General features: G+C 67.5%; 19 protein-coding genes. 11 read left to right on the top strand and 8 right to left on the bottom strand.

What is annotated here, in order from left to right; all coding sequences use genetic code 11:
- The 3 genes from AC5RWT_RS17855 to AC5RWT_RS17845 all read right to left on the bottom strand — a co-directional run.
- Window positions 1-751: ABC transporter permease (locus AC5RWT_RS17855; protein ID WP_494081322.1), on the bottom strand; the 751-nt coding region annotated here is incomplete at its 3' end.
- A 179-nt stretch (window positions 752-930) separates the two neighbouring features.
- On the bottom strand, window positions 931-2,127 hold the full coding sequence (locus AC5RWT_RS17850; RefSeq protein WP_494081321.1) for an extracellular solute-binding protein: 1,197 nt from the start codon (window positions 2,125-2,127) through the stop codon (window positions 931-933).
- Window positions 2,128-2,176: 49 nt separating this feature from the next.
- Window positions 2,177-3,244 (bottom strand): ABC transporter ATP-binding protein, encoded by a 1,068-nt coding sequence (locus tag AC5RWT_RS17845; RefSeq protein ID WP_494081320.1) that lies wholly within the window; start codon window positions 3,242-3,244, stop codon window positions 2,177-2,179.
- Window positions 3,245-3,426: 182 nt separating this feature from the next.
- On the opposite strand from AC5RWT_RS17845, the gene AC5RWT_RS17840 reads away from it, so the two are divergent.
- Both AC5RWT_RS17840 and AC5RWT_RS17835 read left to right on the top strand, forming a co-directional pair.
- The gene (locus AC5RWT_RS17840; protein ID WP_494081319.1) at window positions 3,427-4,212 is read left to right on the top strand and encodes a GntR family transcriptional regulator; all 786 of its coding nucleotides are present in this window, start codon (window positions 3,427-3,429) and stop codon (window positions 4,210-4,212) included.
- Window positions 4,209-5,015 carry a cache domain-containing protein gene (locus AC5RWT_RS17835; RefSeq protein WP_494081318.1) on the top strand — a complete coding sequence of 269 codons (807 nt, stop codon included), beginning with the start codon at window positions 4,209-4,211 and terminating at the stop codon, window positions 5,013-5,015. Before AC5RWT_RS17840 ends, AC5RWT_RS17835 begins: the two co-directional genes overlap by 4 nt.
- A gap of 71 nt (window positions 5,016-5,086) precedes the next feature.
- Here AC5RWT_RS17835 and AC5RWT_RS17830 read toward each other — a convergent pair whose 3' ends face one another.
- From AC5RWT_RS17830 to AC5RWT_RS17820, 3 genes are all read right to left on the bottom strand, one after another.
- On the bottom strand, window positions 5,087-5,545 hold the full coding sequence (locus AC5RWT_RS17830) for a hypothetical protein (RefSeq protein WP_494081317.1): 459 nt from the start codon (window positions 5,543-5,545) through the stop codon (window positions 5,087-5,089).
- Window positions 5,546-5,554: 9 nt separating this feature from the next.
- Complete coding sequence (locus AC5RWT_RS17825) at window positions 5,555-7,057, bottom strand: SDR family oxidoreductase (RefSeq protein WP_494081325.1); 1,503 nt, start codon at window positions 7,055-7,057, stop codon at window positions 5,555-5,557.
- A gap of 129 nt (window positions 7,058-7,186) precedes the next feature.
- Window positions 7,187-7,684 carry a DUF6328 family protein gene (locus AC5RWT_RS17820; RefSeq protein WP_493968553.1) on the bottom strand — a complete coding sequence of 166 codons (498 nt, stop codon included), beginning with the start codon at window positions 7,682-7,684 and terminating at the stop codon, window positions 7,187-7,189.
- A 245-nt stretch (window positions 7,685-7,929) separates the two neighbouring features.
- On the opposite strand from AC5RWT_RS17820, the gene AC5RWT_RS17815 reads away from it, so the two are divergent.
- The 9 genes from AC5RWT_RS17815 (at window position 7,930) to AC5RWT_RS17775 (ending at window position 15,803) form a co-directional block, all read left to right on the top strand.
- Window positions 7,930-8,763 carry a DUF4397 domain-containing protein gene (locus AC5RWT_RS17815; RefSeq protein ID WP_494081316.1) on the top strand — a complete coding sequence of 278 codons (834 nt, stop codon included), beginning with the start codon at window positions 7,930-7,932 and terminating at the stop codon, window positions 8,761-8,763.
- Window positions 8,764-8,885: 122 nt separating this feature from the next.
- Complete coding sequence (locus AC5RWT_RS17810) at window positions 8,886-9,581, top strand: class F sortase (protein WP_494081315.1); 696 nt, start codon at window positions 8,886-8,888, stop codon at window positions 9,579-9,581.
- Window positions 9,582-9,643: 62 nt separating this feature from the next.
- Entirely contained in the window at window positions 9,644-10,216 is a 573-nt protein-coding gene (locus tag AC5RWT_RS17805) for an RNA polymerase sigma factor (RefSeq protein WP_494081314.1), read from the top strand.
- On the top strand, window positions 10,203-10,991 hold the full coding sequence (locus tag AC5RWT_RS17800; RefSeq protein WP_494081313.1) for an anti-sigma factor domain-containing protein: 789 nt from the start codon (window positions 10,203-10,205) through the stop codon (window positions 10,989-10,991). Before AC5RWT_RS17805 ends, AC5RWT_RS17800 begins: the two co-directional genes overlap by 14 nt.
- Window positions 10,988-11,824: a TspO-related membrane protein gene (locus tag AC5RWT_RS17795; protein WP_494081312.1), complete on the top strand. Its 837-nt coding sequence runs from the start codon at window positions 10,988-10,990 to the stop codon at window positions 11,822-11,824. The genes AC5RWT_RS17800 and AC5RWT_RS17795 overlap by 4 nt, the downstream gene beginning before the upstream one ends.
- A gap of 125 nt (window positions 11,825-11,949) precedes the next feature.
- Window positions 11,950-12,510, top strand: coding sequence for a Dps family protein (locus AC5RWT_RS17790; protein WP_494081311.1), 561 nt, complete (start codon window positions 11,950-11,952; stop codon window positions 12,508-12,510).
- 17 nt (window positions 12,511-12,527) lie between these two features.
- Window positions 12,528-13,562, top strand: a complete 1,035-nt coding sequence (locus AC5RWT_RS17785) for an acyl-CoA dehydrogenase family protein (protein WP_494081310.1) — start codon at window positions 12,528-12,530, stop codon at window positions 13,560-13,562.
- On the top strand, window positions 13,556-14,986 hold the full coding sequence (locus AC5RWT_RS17780; RefSeq protein ID WP_494081309.1) for a PIG-L family deacetylase: 1,431 nt from the start codon (window positions 13,556-13,558) through the stop codon (window positions 14,984-14,986). The genes AC5RWT_RS17785 and AC5RWT_RS17780 overlap by 7 nt, the downstream gene beginning before the upstream one ends.
- Window positions 14,987-15,029: 43 nt before the next feature.
- Window positions 15,030-15,803: a glycosyltransferase family 2 protein gene (locus tag AC5RWT_RS17775; protein ID WP_494081308.1), complete on the top strand. Its 774-nt coding sequence runs from the start codon at window positions 15,030-15,032 to the stop codon at window positions 15,801-15,803.
- A gap of 79 nt (window positions 15,804-15,882) precedes the next feature.
- Here the strand turns inward: AC5RWT_RS17775 and AC5RWT_RS17770 are convergent, their stop codons facing one another.
- Together AC5RWT_RS17770 and AC5RWT_RS17765 are read right to left on the bottom strand one after the other, a co-directional pair.
- Window positions 15,883-16,701, bottom strand: coding sequence for a CPBP family glutamic-type intramembrane protease (locus AC5RWT_RS17770; protein WP_494081307.1), 819 nt, complete (start codon window positions 16,699-16,701; stop codon window positions 15,883-15,885).
- A gap of 104 nt (window positions 16,702-16,805) precedes the next feature.
- Complete coding sequence (locus tag AC5RWT_RS17765) at window positions 16,806-17,081, bottom strand: hypothetical protein (protein ID WP_494081306.1); 276 nt, start codon at window positions 17,079-17,081, stop codon at window positions 16,806-16,808.
- Window positions 17,082-17,443 lie beyond the last annotated feature (362 nt).

Raw genomic sequence — 17,443 nt, 5'->3', positions numbered from 1 at the left:
GGCTCAGCGAGAACGTAAAGATGGACCTGGCGAGGAACGCCGGCTTCAACAGTGGGACGGCCACGGTGCGCACCGTGGACCACGCCTTCGCGCCCAGGTCGGAGGAAGCGTCGAACAGGTTGTCCGGGATCTGGCGGAACGCCGAGTACACCGGCACGGCCATGTATGGGAACCATAGGTAAGCCAGCGTGACCACCAGCGCCGCGGTACCGTAGCCCGGCCCGGTCATGCCCAGCGGCGCCAGCAGCCAGTCCAGCGGACCGCCGCTGGAGAACGTGATGCGCCAGGAGAACACCTTCACCAGGTACCCGGCCCACAGCGGCAAGGTGATGCCGATGGCCAGCACTGCCCGCATCCGCGGCGAGGCCACCTTGGCCATGTAGAGCCCCAGCGGCAGCGCCAGCACGGCGCACAGCACGGTCACGGCCAGGGCGATGCCGATGGTCCGCAGTGCGGTCAGCTGGTAGGCCGGCACTGTGACAATCTCCACGAAGTTCTCCAGCGTGAACGCCGGGATCACCTTGGAGGTAAAGGTGTCCGTGGTCCAGAACGCGGTGATGAACAGCAGGATCAGAGAGCCGATGTACAGCACGCCCAGCCAGGCCAGCGGCAGGGCCAGGAGCGCGGTCAACCGCAGTTTGGGCCGCGCGTAGAGCAGCCGGGAGAGCCTGTCGCCCAGTCCGCTGCGCGGGGTACCGGCCGCGGAAGTGTTCCCGGCGTCGGCCTCCGGTTCGATCGTTGGTGCTGCCATGGTGGTTTCCGGCGGGCTGGCCCGCCGTTCCTCCTTCAGATGCGGTGCTGGGCAAGGTGTTGTGCGCACGGCCGGCGGGGCACCGCCGTCGTGCTGAGAGGGTGCCTCCAGGGCAGGGGTACGACGGCGGTGCTCACCGGCCGCCGTACCCCTGCAGTGGAGGGGTGGGAAGGGGAGGGTTAGCCCTTCACTTCCGTCCAGGCCTTGGTCCACTCCTGGTAGTTGGTGCAGGTGACATCGGTGCGGCCGTCGATGCACTGCTCCACCGGCGTGGTCCACATCCAGACCTGCTTGTAGTAGTCCTCGTCGGTGGCGTGGTAGGTGGCGCAATGCTCCTCGTTCTCCTTGGAGCCTTCACACGCCAGCGCGTTGGCCGGGGCCATGCCGAAGTTCTGCGCGATCTTGGCGTTCACCTCCGCGGAGGAAGCCCAGTCCATCCACTGGTAGGCGCAATTGGGGTTCTTGGACTTTGAGGAGAGCATCCAGGTGTCGGACCAGCCCGTGGCGCCTTCCTTCGGCAGCACGGATTCAACCTTGCCGCCGTCGGCCTGGGCGATGTTCACAATGACCTGCCAGCCGGTGCCCAGGGATGCGGTGCCGGAGGAAATCGAGGAGACGGCCTTCAGCGCGTCGTTCCAGTACTCGCCGACGACGCCGTTCTGGGTCTTGAGCAACTCCACCGCTGCGGCCAGCTGGTCCTGGTCCAGCGCGTAGGGGTTGGTGATGCCCAGATCCGGCTGCGTGGCCATCAGGTACACGGCGGCGTCGGCAATGAAGATCGGCGAATCGTAGGCCATGATCTTGCCGGCGTATTCACTGTCCGGGTTCCAGGTGGCTTCCCACGAGTCCGGTGCTTCGGCCACGGCCTCAGTGTTGTACATCAGCACGTTGGCGCCGCGGCCGATCGGAACGCCGTAGCTCTTGCCGTTGAGCGTGTCGTAGATCTGGCCCTTCAGGCCGTCCACGATGTGGCCGAAGTTCGGGATCAGGTCGGTGTTGATCGGGGCCACGTCGCCGCCGGCGATCAGGCGCAGCGAGGCGTCGCCGGAGGCCGACACCAGATCGTACTCGCCGGTGCGCATCAGCTGGACCATCTCGTCGCTGGTGGCGCCGACCTTGCGGTTGACCTTGCACTGGGTCTCTTTTTCGAATTCCGTGACCCAGTCGGCGTCGGGGTTGGTGGAGCCGTCCTCCACAAAGCCGGCCCAGGCGATGATATTGACTTCGCCCTCCGACTCGCCCACCTCGGTGGCCGCCGGGATGTCAGGGACCTCGATGCCGCCGGACGATGAGGCCGGAGCGGAGCCGCCGCAGCCGGCCAGGACCAGCGAGAGCGAGGCGAGTGCCGCCAGCGGCAGTGCCTTGGTGATCTTCATGGGGGTACCTTTCCTTCAGGGTGCGTAATGCTGGTGTAGTGATGCGGGTCTAGACGGTGAAGTTGAAACGGGAGGACCACTGCAGCCGGACCCGGTCGCCGCGGCGGGCGCCGGAGGCACGGGAATCGTTCTGCTCCTGGACAATCAGGACCTGGCCGGCGTCGGTGCGGGCCACGTGGCGGGTGGAGGGGCCGGTGTAGATGATTTCCTCGATCACCGCTTCCACGGCGGAGAGGTCGTCTGTTTCGACCGGCTCGTCCAGGTGGCGGATGTGGATTCGCTCCGGCCGGATGCTCAGCAACGCCTCGGAGCCGGTGAGCTGCCGGGCGAGCGCGCCCTCCACCAGGTTGGTGTTGCCCAGGAAGGACGCGACGAACCGGCTGCCGGGGCGTTCGTAGAGATCCTCGGGCGTGCCCACCTGCTCCACCACGCCTTCGTTGAACACGGCGACCCGGTCCGAGAGCGTGAGCGCTTCTTCCTGGTCGTGGGTGACGAAGACAAACGTGATGCCGACGGTGCGCTGGATCTGCTTCAGTTCCACCTGCATCTGTTCGCGCAGCTGCTTGTCCAGTGCGCCGAGCGGTTCGTCCAGGAGCAGGACCTGCGGCCGCAGGACCAGCGCCCGGGCCAGGGCAACGCGCTGGCGCTGCCCACCGGAGAGCTGCGAGGGCAACCGGTCTGCCACCTGCGGCAGGCGGATCATCTCCAGAGCCTCGTGGACCAGCTTGCGGCGTTCGCTCCGGGGCGTCTTGCGCAACTTGAGCCCGTACTCCACGTTCTGCGCCACGCTCAGGTGCGGGAAGAGCGCATAGTCCTGGAAAACAGTGTTGACGTCGCGTTCGAACGGCGCCTTGCGCGTAACGTCGCGGCCGGCCAGGTCTATGCGGCCGGAGCTGGGCAGTTCGAAGCCGGCGATCATCCGCAGCACAGTGGTCTTGCCGGAGCCGGAGGGGCCCAGCAGCGAGAAGAACTCGCCTTGGCGGATGTCGAGGTCCAGGCCCTTGACGGCGGTGAAGTCGCCGAAGGTTTTCACCACCTGCTGCAGGGAAATGGCCGGTGTGGCGGAGGCCCCCGTGCTGTCCGGCGCGGTGGTTGCGGAGGTGGCTGTGGCGTGCACGGCTGGGTCCTTTCAAGAGGTCTGATGTGGCGTGGACTACATCGTCTTGCGTTAACCTATGAAAGCAGAGGATAAATGTAAAGCCGGTCACATGGGGTAGATTTTTTGTGACGCAGGTTCAGCCGGCAAGGCTGTGCCGCGTACTGCCGTTCGCCGGCAGTCTGTCTGGAAGGATGTAGGGCATGCCGAAGGACTCCCCGCCACGCCAACGCCTGCTCGCTGCGGTCTTCGCCCCGCTCGGCGAGAGCGGCAAGGCACAGCGCGTGGAGGACCGGATTGTCCAAGGCATCGCCGCGGGAGTGCTGGCCGATGGCGACCGGCTTCCCAGCGAAGCCGAGCTGGCTGCGTCCATGGGCGTGGCGACGGTGACGGCGCGGGAAGCGTTGGTAGGGCTGCGTTCGAGGGGGCTGGTGGCGACCCGGCGGGGCCGCGAGGGCGGTACTTTCATCACTGTCCCCACCGGACGGCGTGCAGAACTGGTCCGTGGCCGCTTGGGCCGAATGAGCCGGGTGGAACTTCGGGATCTGGCCATCCACTACCGTGCCATTGCCGCAACAGCGGCCGAACTGGCGGCAGATTTTGCGGACCCCGATGATGTCGAGGGGCTGCGCCGGATCCTTCAGGGCGCCCACCCGTCCGGTCTTGGCGGAGCCATCGTCGGTGAATTCCTGCTGGAACTGGCAGCGTTGAGCCAATCGGCACGGCTGACGCGTGAATTCGTCCGGCTCTACAAAGACTTTGGTTCCTTGATGTCGCTGCTGCACGAGGACGAAGAGTTCGATGCCACGATGGTGCGGTTCTGCGAACGCATCGCCGATGCGGTCGCTGCTGGTGACGCCTCGGCGGCCCGCGAAACAGTCACGGCGCAAATCCACACCGGATTGGCAGCACTGATCGATGAACATGCCCGGCTGACCGACCGGCCCGCCGAGCCTACGCGCGCAACCGCCCAAAGGAGGACGGGATGAGCTCACTGGCCGAATTGGCTGCAGAACGTCACGCGGATCCGCTTGCCGAGGTCACCGGATTCTTCGAAGGGATCCTGGCCCACGTGAGTGGCTGGGTGCCGGTCTTGGCGGCGCTTTTTGCCGATCCGGAGAAGCCGCCCGGAGGGAAGCGGGTCACCGCGGCCATGCAGCCGCTGGCCGCTGACCTCGTCAAGTGTGGGGAATGGCCGGTGGTCGGCGCAGGCTTTGTGGCCGCCGACGACGTTGTGGCCGATGCTGCTTGGCACATGGCCTGGTGGCAGGGCGAAACCATGGAGCGGCTGGTGCTGCCGGCCCTCGCCTCGGCCTCGGATGCCTACATGCGCCGCGAGTGGTTTACCCGGCCCATGGAGACGGGGCTGCCGCATGTCACCGGGCCGTATGTGGACTTCCTCTGCACGGACGAATACACCATGACCATGACCGTCCCGGTGGCAGCGGGGGAGCGGCGCATCGGGGTTGCCGGCGCCGACGTCTTTGTTGAATCGCTGGAACCGTTGCTGCTGCCGGCACTGAAAGAGCTGCACCCGGCCGCAGCGTTGGTCAACCGCGCCGGGCGGGTGGTGGTTTCCGCCGACGCCCAACTGGCTGCCGGGACCCTGCTGGCACCGGGAGCCGTGGCAGCGGTGCGCGGCTCAACGGAAGCAACCGGCGAGAAGGCAGGCATCATCCAGCCGCCCCCGCCGCGGACCGTACTGCCGCGCGGCGACCGGTACACCGGCCTGGAACTCGTTGTGCTGGCCTGCGGCAGATTGCCGCTGGCGGTTGTCTACCCGCGGATTTAGCTTCTCCGGCGGTCCCGGCAGGGAAGCCTGGGGCTGACGGCCCGGCGGTGCCGGCAGGGGAAGACCCGCGGCTACTGCTCGGGCACATCCTGGATGACGGCCTCGTGGTTCCTGAGCCCTTGGGTGCGCCGGTCCTCTTTCATTTCGGCTTCGAACAGGTGCTTGCGGCCATTGGCCAGCTCATCACGTGCCTGGCGCTCCAGCTCCTTGAACGGGGCGTAATAGGTTTCGTCGTACTGGTCGATGATCTGGAAGGTCCAGTGACCCTCGATGACGTTGCGGCCCACGATCTCCCGGTCGACGCGCTCGGCCAGTTGGCGGTGTCCGGCTTTCCGCAGCAGCTCCACGGCCTCGCCCAGCGCCAGGTCTGCCGTACCGGTGAGCCGGTGGAACCCATAGAGCAGACCGCGCGCGTGCTCCACCACCTCGAGTGCTTCAGAGAGCTTGCCCAAGGCTTCCAGCGTGGCGTCGTCGAGGCCCTCGGTGCGCCGATAGCGTTCCAAGGGTCCGTCGTCGGGTCGCTCGGTCATGGTGGCAATCTAGCGTACGCCTGTTCCGGAGTCAGCAGTGGGTCTGCGCTCAGCCGCCCCGCGAATAATATTGCGGGCCATCGACGGGAAGATCAGCCCGTGGAACGGAAGCACCAGCCACCAGTAAAGCTTTCCGGAGAGTCCTGTCGGGAAATAGATGGCGCGCTGCCGGTACACGCTGCCGCCGTCCTCCTGGGCCACGGAGAGTTCCAGCCACGCCTGGCCCGGTACCTTCATCTCGGCGTGCAGCCGCAGCAACCGGCGCTCCGGCGCGTCCTCGACCGCTTCCACACGCCACCAGTCCACGGCGTCGCCAACACCGAGCCGGCCGGCGTGCCGGCGGCCGCGGGTAAGTCCGGCTCCGCCCACCAGCTTGTCCAGCACGCCGCGGATGGCCCAGGCCGCCGGCCAGGAGTACCACCCGTTTGCCCCGCCGACCCCCTGGATCACGTGCCAGACGTCTTCGGCCGGTACCGAGGAGCTGCGTTCCCGCGTGTCCACGAACACGGTCCGGCCGGCCCACTCGGGGTCGCTGGGCAGCGGGTCCGACGGCGGGGCGTTCGACGCATTGGTCCAGCTGGTTTCCACCTCGCCGCTGGCCATTTTGCCCAGCGCCAGCTGCACGGCCCGGCGGTACCCGGTCAGTCCGCCGTCGGGGGGAGGGATGTAGCGGTCAATGTCGTGCTCGGCGGACACTGCATCGTGCTGCAGGGACTGCACCAGCGGCACCGCCATGGCGTGCGGGATCGGGGTGGTCAGCGCCACCCACCAGCCGGCCAGCGCCGGCGCCGGAATCGGCAGGGCATAGATCAGCCGCCGGGCCAGGCCCGCTTCGCGCGCGTAGCCGTACATCAGTCCCGCGTAGGTGAGCCGTTCCCGGGACCCGATGTCGAAGGTGCGGTTCAGTCCGGCCGGCAGGTCCGGCGCCACTTCCAGGTAGTGCAGCACATCGCGGATGGCTATCGGTTCCACCACGCGCTTCACCCAGCTGGGCGCCGGCATGAGCGGCAGGTTCTCCGACAGGTGCCGGATCATCTCGAAGGATGCGGAGCCGGAGCCGATCACCACGCCGGCTTGGAAGACGGCCGCGGGCACGTCGCCGTCCAGCAGGGCCCGGCCCACGGCAGCGCGCGATCGCATGTGGCGGGACAGCTCGACGTTTTCCGGATGCAGCCCGCCCAGATAGACGATCCGCTGGACCCGCGCAGCTGCGGCGGCCGCAGCGACCGTCTGGGCCATGGCCAGTTCGCGCTCTTCGAAGTCCGGCCCCGAGGCCATGGAGTGCACCAGGTAGAACACGGTGTGCACGTCCGTGCAGGCCCGCTTGGCGTCGTCGGCGTCGGCCAGGTCGCCGGCCACGATGTCCACGTCGTCGTGCCAAGGCACCGCCACGAGCTTGTTCGGGGAGCGGACCAGGACGCGGACCGCGTAGCCGCGGGCCAGCAACCGCGGAACCAGCCGGCCGCCAATATACCCCGTTGCACCGGTCACCAGCACCCGCTGCGGTGTCATTCCCCGGCCGCGCTCATCGACGCCGGTACCGGCCGGCGGGACCGGTTCTGATGGAGTGCCCATGGCGCCATGCTTCCACTCACGCCCGACGCTGTCACGGGGTTGGCGGCCGGCAGGCACCGCATGGAGTCAGTCGCTGGAGTGTCCTTCGGTGCCACGCAGTCCGCGCTGCAGCAGGAACGGCAGGACCCACAAGAGGAAGAACATCACCACCAGGACGGCGCCGCCGATCGTCAACGCAGGAAGGTCCCCGGCGACCACGTCCACGATGAACGCCACACAACCGGTGGCCAGCAGGCCGATGCCCAGCACCGCAACCCGCACAATCCGGTGCCCGTGCGCCACCGTGACGTCCTTGAGGTGCAGCCCGAACAGCTGGCGGTGGATTGCCACCGGCGTCAAAATCAAACCCGTCATCAAGGCCGCGAGGACCAGCAGCGCAACGTAGAGGCCCATTTGGTACGGGGCCAGGTCGGTGAAGCGGTTCTGGAACGGCAGGGTCATCAGGAACGCTGTGATGATCTGCGCGCCGGTCTGCATGACGCGCAGTTCCTGCAGCAGTTCGTTCCAGTTCCGGTCCAGCTTCTCCTCGAAAGTCTCGGTCCGCCCCACTGAGTCTTCATTCACGCGGTCTTTTGTAGCCATAGGAAAAACTTAGCGTCTCCCGTCCCTCTCCACGGAACCCGGAAACGCCGGCTGTGCTGCGGGTGCGCTGCCAGCCACCTATAACGGCCGACGGCGGTGCGCCGCAGCACTTTCGGTGGCCGCCGAAAGAAATTTCATGAAAGTGCATCCAAACACCGCGCCCGGTCAGTAGTAGGGGATGTAAGCACCCACCAGCCTGGATTACCGGGCCGTCGAAGGAGCAGAAAATGCGCAAGAGCATCGTAACGGTGTCAGCCCTGGGGCTTTTGGCACTGGGAACTGCAGCACCCGCCCAGGCAGCCGACAAGGAAGCCGACAAGGAAGCCCAGCTGGCGGTCCTGCACGGGGTCCCCGATTTGACCGTTGACGTCTGGGTCAACGGCGAGCGGACGCTGGATGATTTCATGCCCGGCGACCTTGCCGGACCGCTGGCCCTGCCTGCGGGGGAGTACTCCCTGGCCATCACCGCCGCGGATGCCGAAAACGCGGACAACCCCGCCATCGGACCCGTAGACGTCCAGTTGGAGGCCGGCGGCAACTATACGGCCGTGGCCAACCTGGACGCGGAAGGCAATCCCACCGCAAACCTTTTCACCAATGACGTCTCCACCATCGACGCCGGCAAGGGCAAGCTGACCGTGCGCCACACAGCGGCAGCCCCCGCCGTCGATGTGCTCGCCGGCGGCTCACCGGTGATTGAGGGCCTGTCCAACCCGGACGAACAGACCCTCACGCTGGACCCGGGCACCATCACCGCCGCGGTGGCTGCGGCGGGGACCACTGATCCCGTAATCGGACCGGCAGACGTCCCGGTAGCGGAGGGCACCCACACCATCGTTTACGCCTGGGGCAGCCTGAATGACGGCAATCTGGCCCTGGCGGTGCAGAACATTGAAGGACTGCATTCGGCACCGGGCGCCGTGCCTGGCGGGCTTTCCGGCGCGGCTGCCGACTCCAGCCCCGATTACACCATCGCCGCGGTCGCCGGCGGGGCCATGCTGCTCCTGCTCGGCACCGGCGCAGTCGCCCGTCGCAAGCTGGCGGTTCGCACCACCGACTAGCTGCCACGGGTATCCCGAAGCCGGTGGCGCCTGCCCGGGGCGCCGCCGGCTTCCTCCAACTCAATGCACCCCGCTGCCGGCTGGACCTGCCCGCGGGACTTAATCGAAGCCAAGGACGAAGCATGGCAACCACAACGACGACGACGGCGAACACCGTTGCGGGCCTTCTCGGGTGTTTCCTCATGATCACCGCCTCCGGCTGCGGCGCGCCGGTGCAGCCGGCGGATAGCAGGCAGCCGGCCGCCGCCGCCCCGGCAACGTCCACTCCGTCCCCGAACGGGAACCGGGAAACCGGCCCGCCGGATCAGGGCAGGATCCCGGATCCATCGGCTATTCGGGTGCAGCTGGCCGCACCCCTGAACACCGCCAGCAGGACAACGCCGCCCAACCGGCTTGTGGTCGCCGGTACTTCCATCGATGTCACCGTCGTCGACGTCGGCGTCAGTGCCGCCAACGCTATGGAAATCCCCGCCTCGGTCGAGCAAGCGGGCTGGTACCGCCACGGTCCGGCCCCGGGGGATCCGACGGGCACGGCGGTCATCGCAGCCCACGTCGATACCTTGGCGGGCCTGGCCCCTTTCTCGGAACTAAGGCAGCTTGAGCCCGGTACTCCCATCACCGTGGAACGAGCGGCGGCCCGCCCCGTTACCTACCACGTCACCGACGTCGCGATGGTCGACAAGGACGATTTCGACGGGCGGGGAATCTTCAGCCGTGAAGGAAAACCGATGCTCAAACTGGTCACCTGCGGCGGCGAATGGCTGGACGAGCGGCAGGATTACAGCCAGAATGTGGTTGTTACGGCGGTTCCCGACTGACTTCTTCGGTCCTCCAGCACCAGTTTGCAGGGCATCCCTCCCAACACCGGAAGGACGCAGGCTTGGCACCTCCTCCTTTCGAAGCGTGGGATACAACCATCGATGCAGCCTTCGCGGCCGGCGAGGAATCAGCCATTGCCGACGCCTACCGGCAGTTGGCCCCCCTCGTGCATACGCTGGCTTCCCGGGCGCTGGCCGACAAATCAGCGGCGGACGATGTCACGCAGGAGGTCTTCATCCGGGCGTGGCGTTTACGCGAGGGATTCGACCCGTCGCTGGGCCGGTTGCCTGCGTGGATCGTTGGTATCACCCGCCGGGCCATTGCCGATGCGTATTCCTCTGCCGCCCGCGAGCAGGACAAGCTTCGAGCCGTTTCTGCGGTGCTGCCCGACCCTGCCTTTGCCACGGACTCCCAGTCCCCTGAAGTGCTGGCGGACCGGTTGCTGCTGGACGGTGAGCTGGAACGGCTGGGTGAACCCAAGGGCTCCATCATGCGCTTGGCGTTCTACGAGGACCTGACGCACGAGCAGATCTCCCACCGGCTGGATCTTCCCGTTGGTACCGTCAAGAGCCACATCCATCGCAGTTTGCATCACCTGAGGCGCCGATTGGAGGTCGACCATGCAGCACCTTGATCCGGAAATGATCAGCTTGCTGGCGCTCGACGACGCCCTCGGTGACCAGTCCGACAGGGACCATCTGCACAGCTGCAGCCAGTGCGCCGACGAGTACCAGGCGCTGCGCCGGGCGGTGGAAGCAGTCAGGGCCGACCCCGAGCCCACCCTGGAGCCCCCGGGCCCGGCAGTGTGGCAGGCCATCCACCACGAGCTGGGGCTTTCCCCGGAGCTCGCGGAGGACCCTCTGCAAGACCGCGCCGAGCCCGCTGCCTCCCGTCGCCAGCCCTCCAGGGCTGCGTCCTCGCGGTCCTTGGCCTCCCGGCGGCCCTCGTCCCGTCAGCCGTCGTCCCGGCCCCCCTCGTCCCGAGGCCGGCTCTCCCGGAACCTGCCCGCATGGCTGGCCGCAGCAGTAGCAGTCGTGCTCATTGCCGCCATTGGCGTGGCCTGGGGTGTCAACCGCGGCGCGGCCACCCTGGCGCAGGCAAACCTAAAGCCGCTGGAACAGTACGCCACCACCGGAACCGCGCGGGTGGTGGAGCAGAACGGCACCCGGGAGCTTGAGATCCAGCTCAGCGACAATGAGGCCCGGGGATACCAGGAAGTGTGGTTGATAGCGCCGGATCTGTCCGGGCTGGTCAGCCTCGGCGTGATGGACTCGGACACCGGCAGATTCCCCATCCCCCAAGGGCTGGATCTGTCGAAGTTCCCCATTGTGGATGTCTCGGACGAGCCACTGGACGGAAACCCCGCGCATTCCAGCGTCAGCATCGTCCGGGGCAGCCTCAACACGTGACCCAAGCCCCGCCGGCAGCCGGAGGAACCATGCAGCAACGGACGGATGTGAGGATGGGACCGGCCGTGCCGGTCCTGGTGCTGATCAGCTCCCTGGTGGCCATAGCCGCCGCCTTTGTAGGCAGCGGGGTGCTCGTCGGTACACCCATCCAGGAGGCAGCCGGCGGGTGGTTGAACGAAGACTCCACGCCGCTGGCACCGGCGTCGGCCGCCTTCCGCATCTGGTCGCTGATCTATCTTGGCCTGCTCGCGTATGCGGTGTGGCAGTTGCTGCCGGCTCAACTGCGTTCACAACGGCAATCCGCCCTTCGGCCGTGGGCGGTGGCTTCCATGCTGCTGAACGCGGCATGGATCTGGGTGGTCCAAGTGGGCTTGCTGGTCTTGAGCCTGGCGGTGATCATCATCCTGCTGGTGGTGCTGGGGCGCATCCTCGCGCTGTTGGTTCCGACCTTTACCGAGAGCCGCCTCGATGCCCTGATCACCGACGGGACGTTCGGACTTTATCTGGGCTGGGTCACCGTGGCCACGGTTGCCAACACCGCCGCTGTGCTTGCCGCTTCCGGTGTGGACGGCTTCGGGCTGCCGGTAACCCTGCTGTCGTCGATCGTGCTGGCTGTCGCTGCGGCCATCGGCGTCGCCACCGCCATCTACAGCCGCGGCCGGCTGGCCCCGGCCCTGGCCACCACCTGGGGCCTGGCCTGGATTGGCGCCGGGCGGGTGGACGGGGGGCTGGTTTCCGAAGGAACAGCCATCGCCGCCGGTATCTGCGCAGGCGTCGTGTTGCTCTCCGCCGTCGTGGTCCGGTTCATTGCCAGGGGTGGCCCGGGCGATTAGTAAGGGTGCTGAATTTCGCCCTTGGCTGACGAAACGACTTCCGGCGGGACGTTTCCGGCGTTCGTGGTTAGGTTGGGAAACAGCAAGGTGCCGACAAGCGGCATCGCCGAGCAAGGAGGTTTCTCATGGCGGAAACGAACCGATCGAAGGCAAGCTACACAGTCCCCGGCCTTGAGCTGGCAGAGGGCCAGAAAGTGGCGGACATCCTGCAGCAGCGGCTCCACGCCCTCAACGACCTGCAGTTGACGCTCAAGCATGCGCACTGGAACGTGGTCGGCCGGGACTTCATTGGAGTCCACGAAATGCTCGACCCGCAGATCGAGAAGGTCCGCGCGATGATCGACGCCGCGGCCGAGCGGATGGCAACCCTGGGCGTGTCCCCGAACGGGCTGGCCGGCGCACTGGTCAAGGAGCGTACCTGGGACGACTACGACATCCACCGTGCCGGCACGGCCGAGCACCTCGCGGCCTTGGACGTTGTCTACAACGGTGTGATTGAAAGCCACCGCGAGGCCATCGAGACCGTCGGCGAGATCGATCCGGTCACCGAAGACATGCTGATCAGCCAGACCGCCGAACTGGAACTCTTCCAGTGGTTCATGCGCGCGCACTTGGAGAACAGCGCCGGCGAACTGGCCAGCGGCGGAGCGAAGACGGAGAAGGGCGCAGCGAGGAAGACGAAGTAGCCCGGTAGCACTACGCTGTGGAACAACTCAACGGCGCCTTCAGGGTCCGGCGGCAGCTCCAGCTCGATTGGGGCGCCGCCGGGCCTTTGTTGGCCGCAGCTTCGAACTGCGCGGGCAACCCGCAGCCACTCCTGGACATCCTGCGCGGTGCGGACGGTCCGCTCCCGCGGCCCGGCACCGGCAGTACCCTTGCGCTGTGGGAGTTCCTGGCCGCCCTCGCGGCCGAGGACCTGACGGCGGTGCGCGCCGTGGAGCCGCATCTGGACGCGGCAGCAATCCTCGCCCAGGCCGGCCTGGAGCTGCCCGCCGGAACGGCGTGGGGTGTCTTTGCCGCGGAATCCGCCGGCGTCCGCGTGGATGCTTCTCCCATGAACGACGGCGATGTCTGGCTTTTGACCGGGACCAAGCCGTGGTGCTCCTTGGCAGCAGAGCTGGACTCGGCCCTTGTCACCGCGCACGTACCCGGCGGCCGGCGCGCCTTTGCGGTGGAGCTGCGCCAGGACACCGTGACCGTAGAGCCCGCCGGCTGGGCCAGCCGCGGGCTGCGCGGCGTACCCAGCGGCCCGGTGACTTTCGAGCAGGCACGCGCGGTCCCGGTGGGCGGCACCGACTGGTACCTGAACCGGCCGGGCTTTGCCTGGGGCGGCATCGGCGTGGCCGCCTGCTGGTTTGGCGGAGCGGTGGGACTGTTCCGCACCCTGGTGGCGGCAGCGTTCGCCCGAACTCCCGACCAGCTGGCATTGGCATGGCTGGGCGAGGCGGACCGGCTGCTTGCTGGCGGCGCGAACCTGCTGGCCGCGGCGGCCCGGGAGGTGGACCACGGGACGGCGGAGGCAGTGTTGGCACACCGTGTGCGCGGACAGATCGCCGGGCTGTGCACGCGGATGCTGGAGATTTGTGGTCACGCGATGGGGCCGGCGCCGCTGGCCCGGGACGAGGACCATGCCCGTCGCGTGGCGGACCTGACGGTCTATCTGCGCCAGCATCATGCCGCCCGGGACGACGCAGCACTCGGTGCCATGCTCCTGGACCAGCCGGAGCTCGCGTGGTGACCTTCTCCCACACCGAGGACGGCACCGCTGAAAGCAGTTGGCTGGCCGCGGGCGTCGAACGGCTGCCGGCCCTGGCCCCGGGCGTGCTCCCGGAGGCGGGCGAACGGCTGGTGGTGGTCGCGGCGCATCCCGATGATGAAACCCTGGGCGCCGCAGGGCTGATCCACGCTTCGCTGGCCCGCGGCGCGGACGTCACGGTGGTCCTGTGCACCGCCGGCGAAGCATCCCACCCGAACTCTGCCACCGTGACCCCCGAGCAGCTGGCCCGCACCCGGCTGGAGGAATTCCGGGCAGCCATGGCTTCGTTGGAGGCAGCGGCAGCTCGCACGGCGGGGGGTGCCGGAACGCTCGAGTGGAAATATCTGGCCCTGCCGGACGGCCTGCTCGCCGGAAGCCAGGCGGCGCTGGCCGCGGTCCTGGCGGAGGCGCTGAGCGGCGACCGGCGCGCGCTGGTGGCCGCGCCTTACCGAGAGGACGGACACCCCGACCATGCCGCCGCCGGGGAGGCAGCCGCCGCGGCCGCTGCCGCTTGGGGCGCCGACTTGGTGGAGTTCCCCATTTGGTACTGGCACTGGGCTGTGCCGGCAGCTGACACCCGCTGGCACAACTGGCGCAGGCTGGAACTGGCGAGCGAAGGACTGGCGGGCAAGAAACAGGCGTTGGCCCTGCATGAGTCACAGACCCGGCCTCTATCCGACGCGCCCGGGGATGAGGCACTGCTCAGCTCTGCCTTCCAGCAGCACTTTGTCCGTCAGGCCGAAATCTTCGCCTGGACGCCGGCTTCGTCGGAACCCGTGCGGACGGCCCCACCCACGGCAGCGGCCCAACCGGCCAGCGCCAGCGATGCGGCGGGGATCTTCGACCGGCTGTACCGCGGCAGCCCTGACCCGTGGGACTACGAGACCAGCTGGTATGAACAGCGCAAGCGCGCCGCCACCCTGGCCGCGCTGCCCAGCCAGCGCTACGCCCGCGCGCTGGAAGCCGGCTGCTCCATCGGGGTGTTGACGGCTGAGCTGGCCGGCCGCTGCGAACATCTGATCGCGGTAGACGCCAGTGAGGTTGCGTTGGCGAAAGCCCGTGCCCGGCTGGCGGCGGCGGACCATGTTGAGTTGTACCGGGGCGCCCTGCCGCAGGATTGGCCGGAGCAGGCGGTTAGTGGGCTGGACCTGGTGGTGGTCTCCGAGGTCGGCTACTTCATGACCCGGGCGGAACTCCTGGACCTGCTGCAACGGATCCGCGCCGCACTGAACCCCGGCGGCCATCTGCTGCTCTGCCACTGGCTGCACCCCATCGAGGGCTGGGAGTTGGACGGCGAGTCGGTCCATGAGGCCGCCCGCGAAGCCACCGGCTGGGACGTGGTGGTGGCGCACCGGGAACGGGATTTCCTGCTGGAGGTCCTGCAAGCGCCCGGAGACCGCCCATGAGCGCCCTCGCCGCAGTTGTCCGACCGGCACCCGGAGACAGCTCATGAGCACCTCTGCCGTCGCCGCGGAAACCCGGCGGGCCGGCGCCGTGCCCCCGGTGCGGCACATCGCCGTCGTCGTTCCGGTGCACAACGAGGAACACCTGCTGGGCAGGTGCCTGCAGCAGGTGCGGCGCGCCATGGACGTGCTCCAGGCGGAGCGGCCGCAGTGCGGCGTAGCACTCACCGTGGTGCTGGACCGCTGCACCGACAAGTCGGCGGCCATAGCGCGAAACGTTTCAGCGGCAGATCCGCGGGTCGCAGTCGTGGCAGGGGGGTTCGGTTCGGTGGGTGCCGCCCGGTCGGCAGGCGTCGAGGCCGCGCTGCAGCGGGCAGGCCGGCAGGACACTGCAGCAGTGGAGGACATCTGGGTCGCCTGCACCGACGCGGACACCGTGGTGCCCGGCCACTGGCTGACCGCCTTCGCCGCCCTGGCCGATACCGGCGCCGACGCCGTCACCGGAACAGTGGAACCCGAACCGGCGAGCCTGGCACCGGCACTGCTGCGTGCGTGGCGGACGCAGTATTCCGTGCAGGAAGCACACACCCGCGTGCACGGCGCCAACCTGGGCGTGCGGGCGTCCACCTATCTGGCCGCCGGAGGATTCAAGGCCGTCGCCGAGCACGAGGACGTCCGGCTGGTGGAAGCGATCCGCTCCGCCGGCGGCGCCGTGCTGCCCTCCGACCAGTTGCACGTGGTGACGTCAGGCCGGCTGCGCGGCCGGACCCCGTCCGGTTTCGCCGGCTACCTGACCCGCCTGCAGCAGGCCGGCGGCTAAACTGCCGGCGCTCCCGGTGTCACGGAACCGTGCGGCCAGGGAAGGGCCGGGCCGGAAGCTCCTTTCGCGGCAGCGGCCTTCAGTACCAGAAGATCGGCAGCCAGTCGCGGTTGTGCGCGTGTACCAGCGCGAGGAACAGCACAAAGTCGAAGAGCAAGTGCACTGTTACGACATAGGTGAAGGACTTCGTCAGCTTGAACGTGTAGCCCTGCAGCAGCGCGAACGGGAACGTCAGCAGCGGCCCCCAGGCCTGGTAGCCGATCTCCCACAGGAAGGAGGAGAATATGACGGCTTGCAGGATGTTGGCGAGCCAGTCCGGGAAGTGCCGGCGCAACAGGGTAAAGGATGTGCAGATGAAGAACAGCTCGTCCCAGATGCCCACGGCGTTGACGCCCAGCAAGAGCCGCCAGAAGATGGTGGGGTCGGAGGCATCCGGCCAGTTTTGGTAGACCCCCGTGCTTATCAGATACACCGGCAGAATGAAGTAGCCAAGCGCTACGACTCCGATGAGGTACAGCTTGGCTGCCAACGGCCACGTGCGGCCGGTCTTCACCGGAAACCTGATGATCTTTTCGCGGTAGACGAACCGGGAGACGAGCCAGGGCACCAGTACGGCCAACGCAAGGGCGCCACCCATGAATGCCATGTGCGCGATGCTCAGGTCCGCGTTGAGGGGGACCAGGCTGATGATCACCATCCCCGCCGCGATCAGTGCGAGGTGCCGGAAAAACCCGGTGTCGACGAGCGCGGCCGTGACCATGCTCGTGGCGAGCACGCCGTAGCCGGCGAGGTCGTTTTCGACTCCGAAAAGCAGTACCCCGGACGCCGATAGCAGCGCCGCAGGCACCAGTTTCCAGCTGAGCGCGGTGCGGGGAGGCCCCGTTGAAATGGTGGTCACGCAACCAGCATCTCAGGGCAACCGGCCGCTTGAAACCGTTCTCAGCCCGGCAAGCACCCGCCGACGGCGCGCGTCGGCAGGTTGATGCGCCGGGGCAGTGTTCTCTAGTGGTGGCCAGTCCTGGTGGTGCCGAACATTAGGGTGCGGCGGCTGACGTCGTAGTACACGGTCTTTGAGGTGGAGAGCAGGTCCTGCAGGTTGTCGGCGTCGTCGGCGTCCAGCGTTAGCACCTCTTCCCACGCACCCTGGTCCAGGACGAGCTGAAGGGTCCACGTTCCCGGGGCGCCCGCTTCACCGGCTACCCAGGTGAATTGGTAGTGGCTGAGCTGGCGAACCTTGATGCTGTCATCGGTTACAGGCTGTTCCGGTGTCGGTGTCATGGTCTTGCTCCTTGTGGGTGAGGAAGCCGGCGGTGGCTTCGGGTGCCGCTGGATGGGACGTACCGCCACTGATGGTAAGTGGGCTTACTACTTTCCACCATGGGGCGGCGGCCCGCAAGCCCTCAGCCCAACATCGGCCGCAGCACGGCAGCGACGCCGGGGGAACGGTCGACAAAGACCGCTGATTAGTCCATCATTTATCAAACTTTCTAAATGATCAGTGGGGTTGGGTTTGCGCAAGGGGGATGCGCCTAGGTGCCCGGAGCTGCATGACGCGTCCGTCCGCATGAGGGGAACTCCGGTGCTCAAGGAATGGTTGAGTACCGGATACATGGGTAGCGGGGACGAATGAGACAGATGTT

This window comes from Arthrobacter sp. Dra40 (assembly GCF_059091905.1).
The sequence above is the reverse complement of the archived record's forward strand: the minus strand, read 5'-3'. Positions and strand labels throughout refer to the sequence as shown.

Coding starts and splice junctions, on each gene's coding strand:
- AC5RWT_RS17850 (WP_494081321.1), bottom strand. CDS start 2,127: ATGAAGATCACCAAGGCACTGCCGCTGGCGGCACTCGCCTCGCTCTCG.
- AC5RWT_RS17840 (WP_494081319.1), top strand. CDS start 3,427: ATGCCGAAGGACTCCCCGCCACGCCAACGCCTGCTCGCTGCGGTCTTC.
- AC5RWT_RS17835 (WP_494081318.1), top strand. CDS start 4,209: ATGAGCTCACTGGCCGAATTGGCTGCAGAACGTCACGCGGATCCGCTT.
- AC5RWT_RS17830 (WP_494081317.1), bottom strand. CDS start 5,545: ATGACCGAGCGACCCGACGACGGACCCTTGGAACGCTATCGGCGCACC.
- AC5RWT_RS17825 (WP_494081325.1), bottom strand. CDS start 7,057: ATGACACCGCAGCGGGTGCTGGTGACCGGTGCAACGGGGTATATTGGC.
- AC5RWT_RS17815 (WP_494081316.1), top strand. CDS start 7,930: ATGCGCAAGAGCATCGTAACGGTGTCAGCCCTGGGGCTTTTGGCACTG.
- AC5RWT_RS17810 (WP_494081315.1), top strand. CDS start 8,886: ATGGCAACCACAACGACGACGACGGCGAACACCGTTGCGGGCCTTCTC.
- AC5RWT_RS17800 (WP_494081313.1), top strand. CDS start 10,203: ATGCAGCACCTTGATCCGGAAATGATCAGCTTGCTGGCGCTCGACGAC.
- AC5RWT_RS17790 (WP_494081311.1), top strand. CDS start 11,950: ATGGCGGAAACGAACCGATCGAAGGCAAGCTACACAGTCCCCGGCCTT.
- AC5RWT_RS17775 (WP_494081308.1), top strand. CDS start 15,030: ATGAGCACCTCTGCCGTCGCCGCGGAAACCCGGCGGGCCGGCGCCGTG.
- AC5RWT_RS17765 (WP_494081306.1), bottom strand. CDS start 17,081: ATGACACCGACACCGGAACAGCCTGTAACCGATGACAGCATCAAGGTT.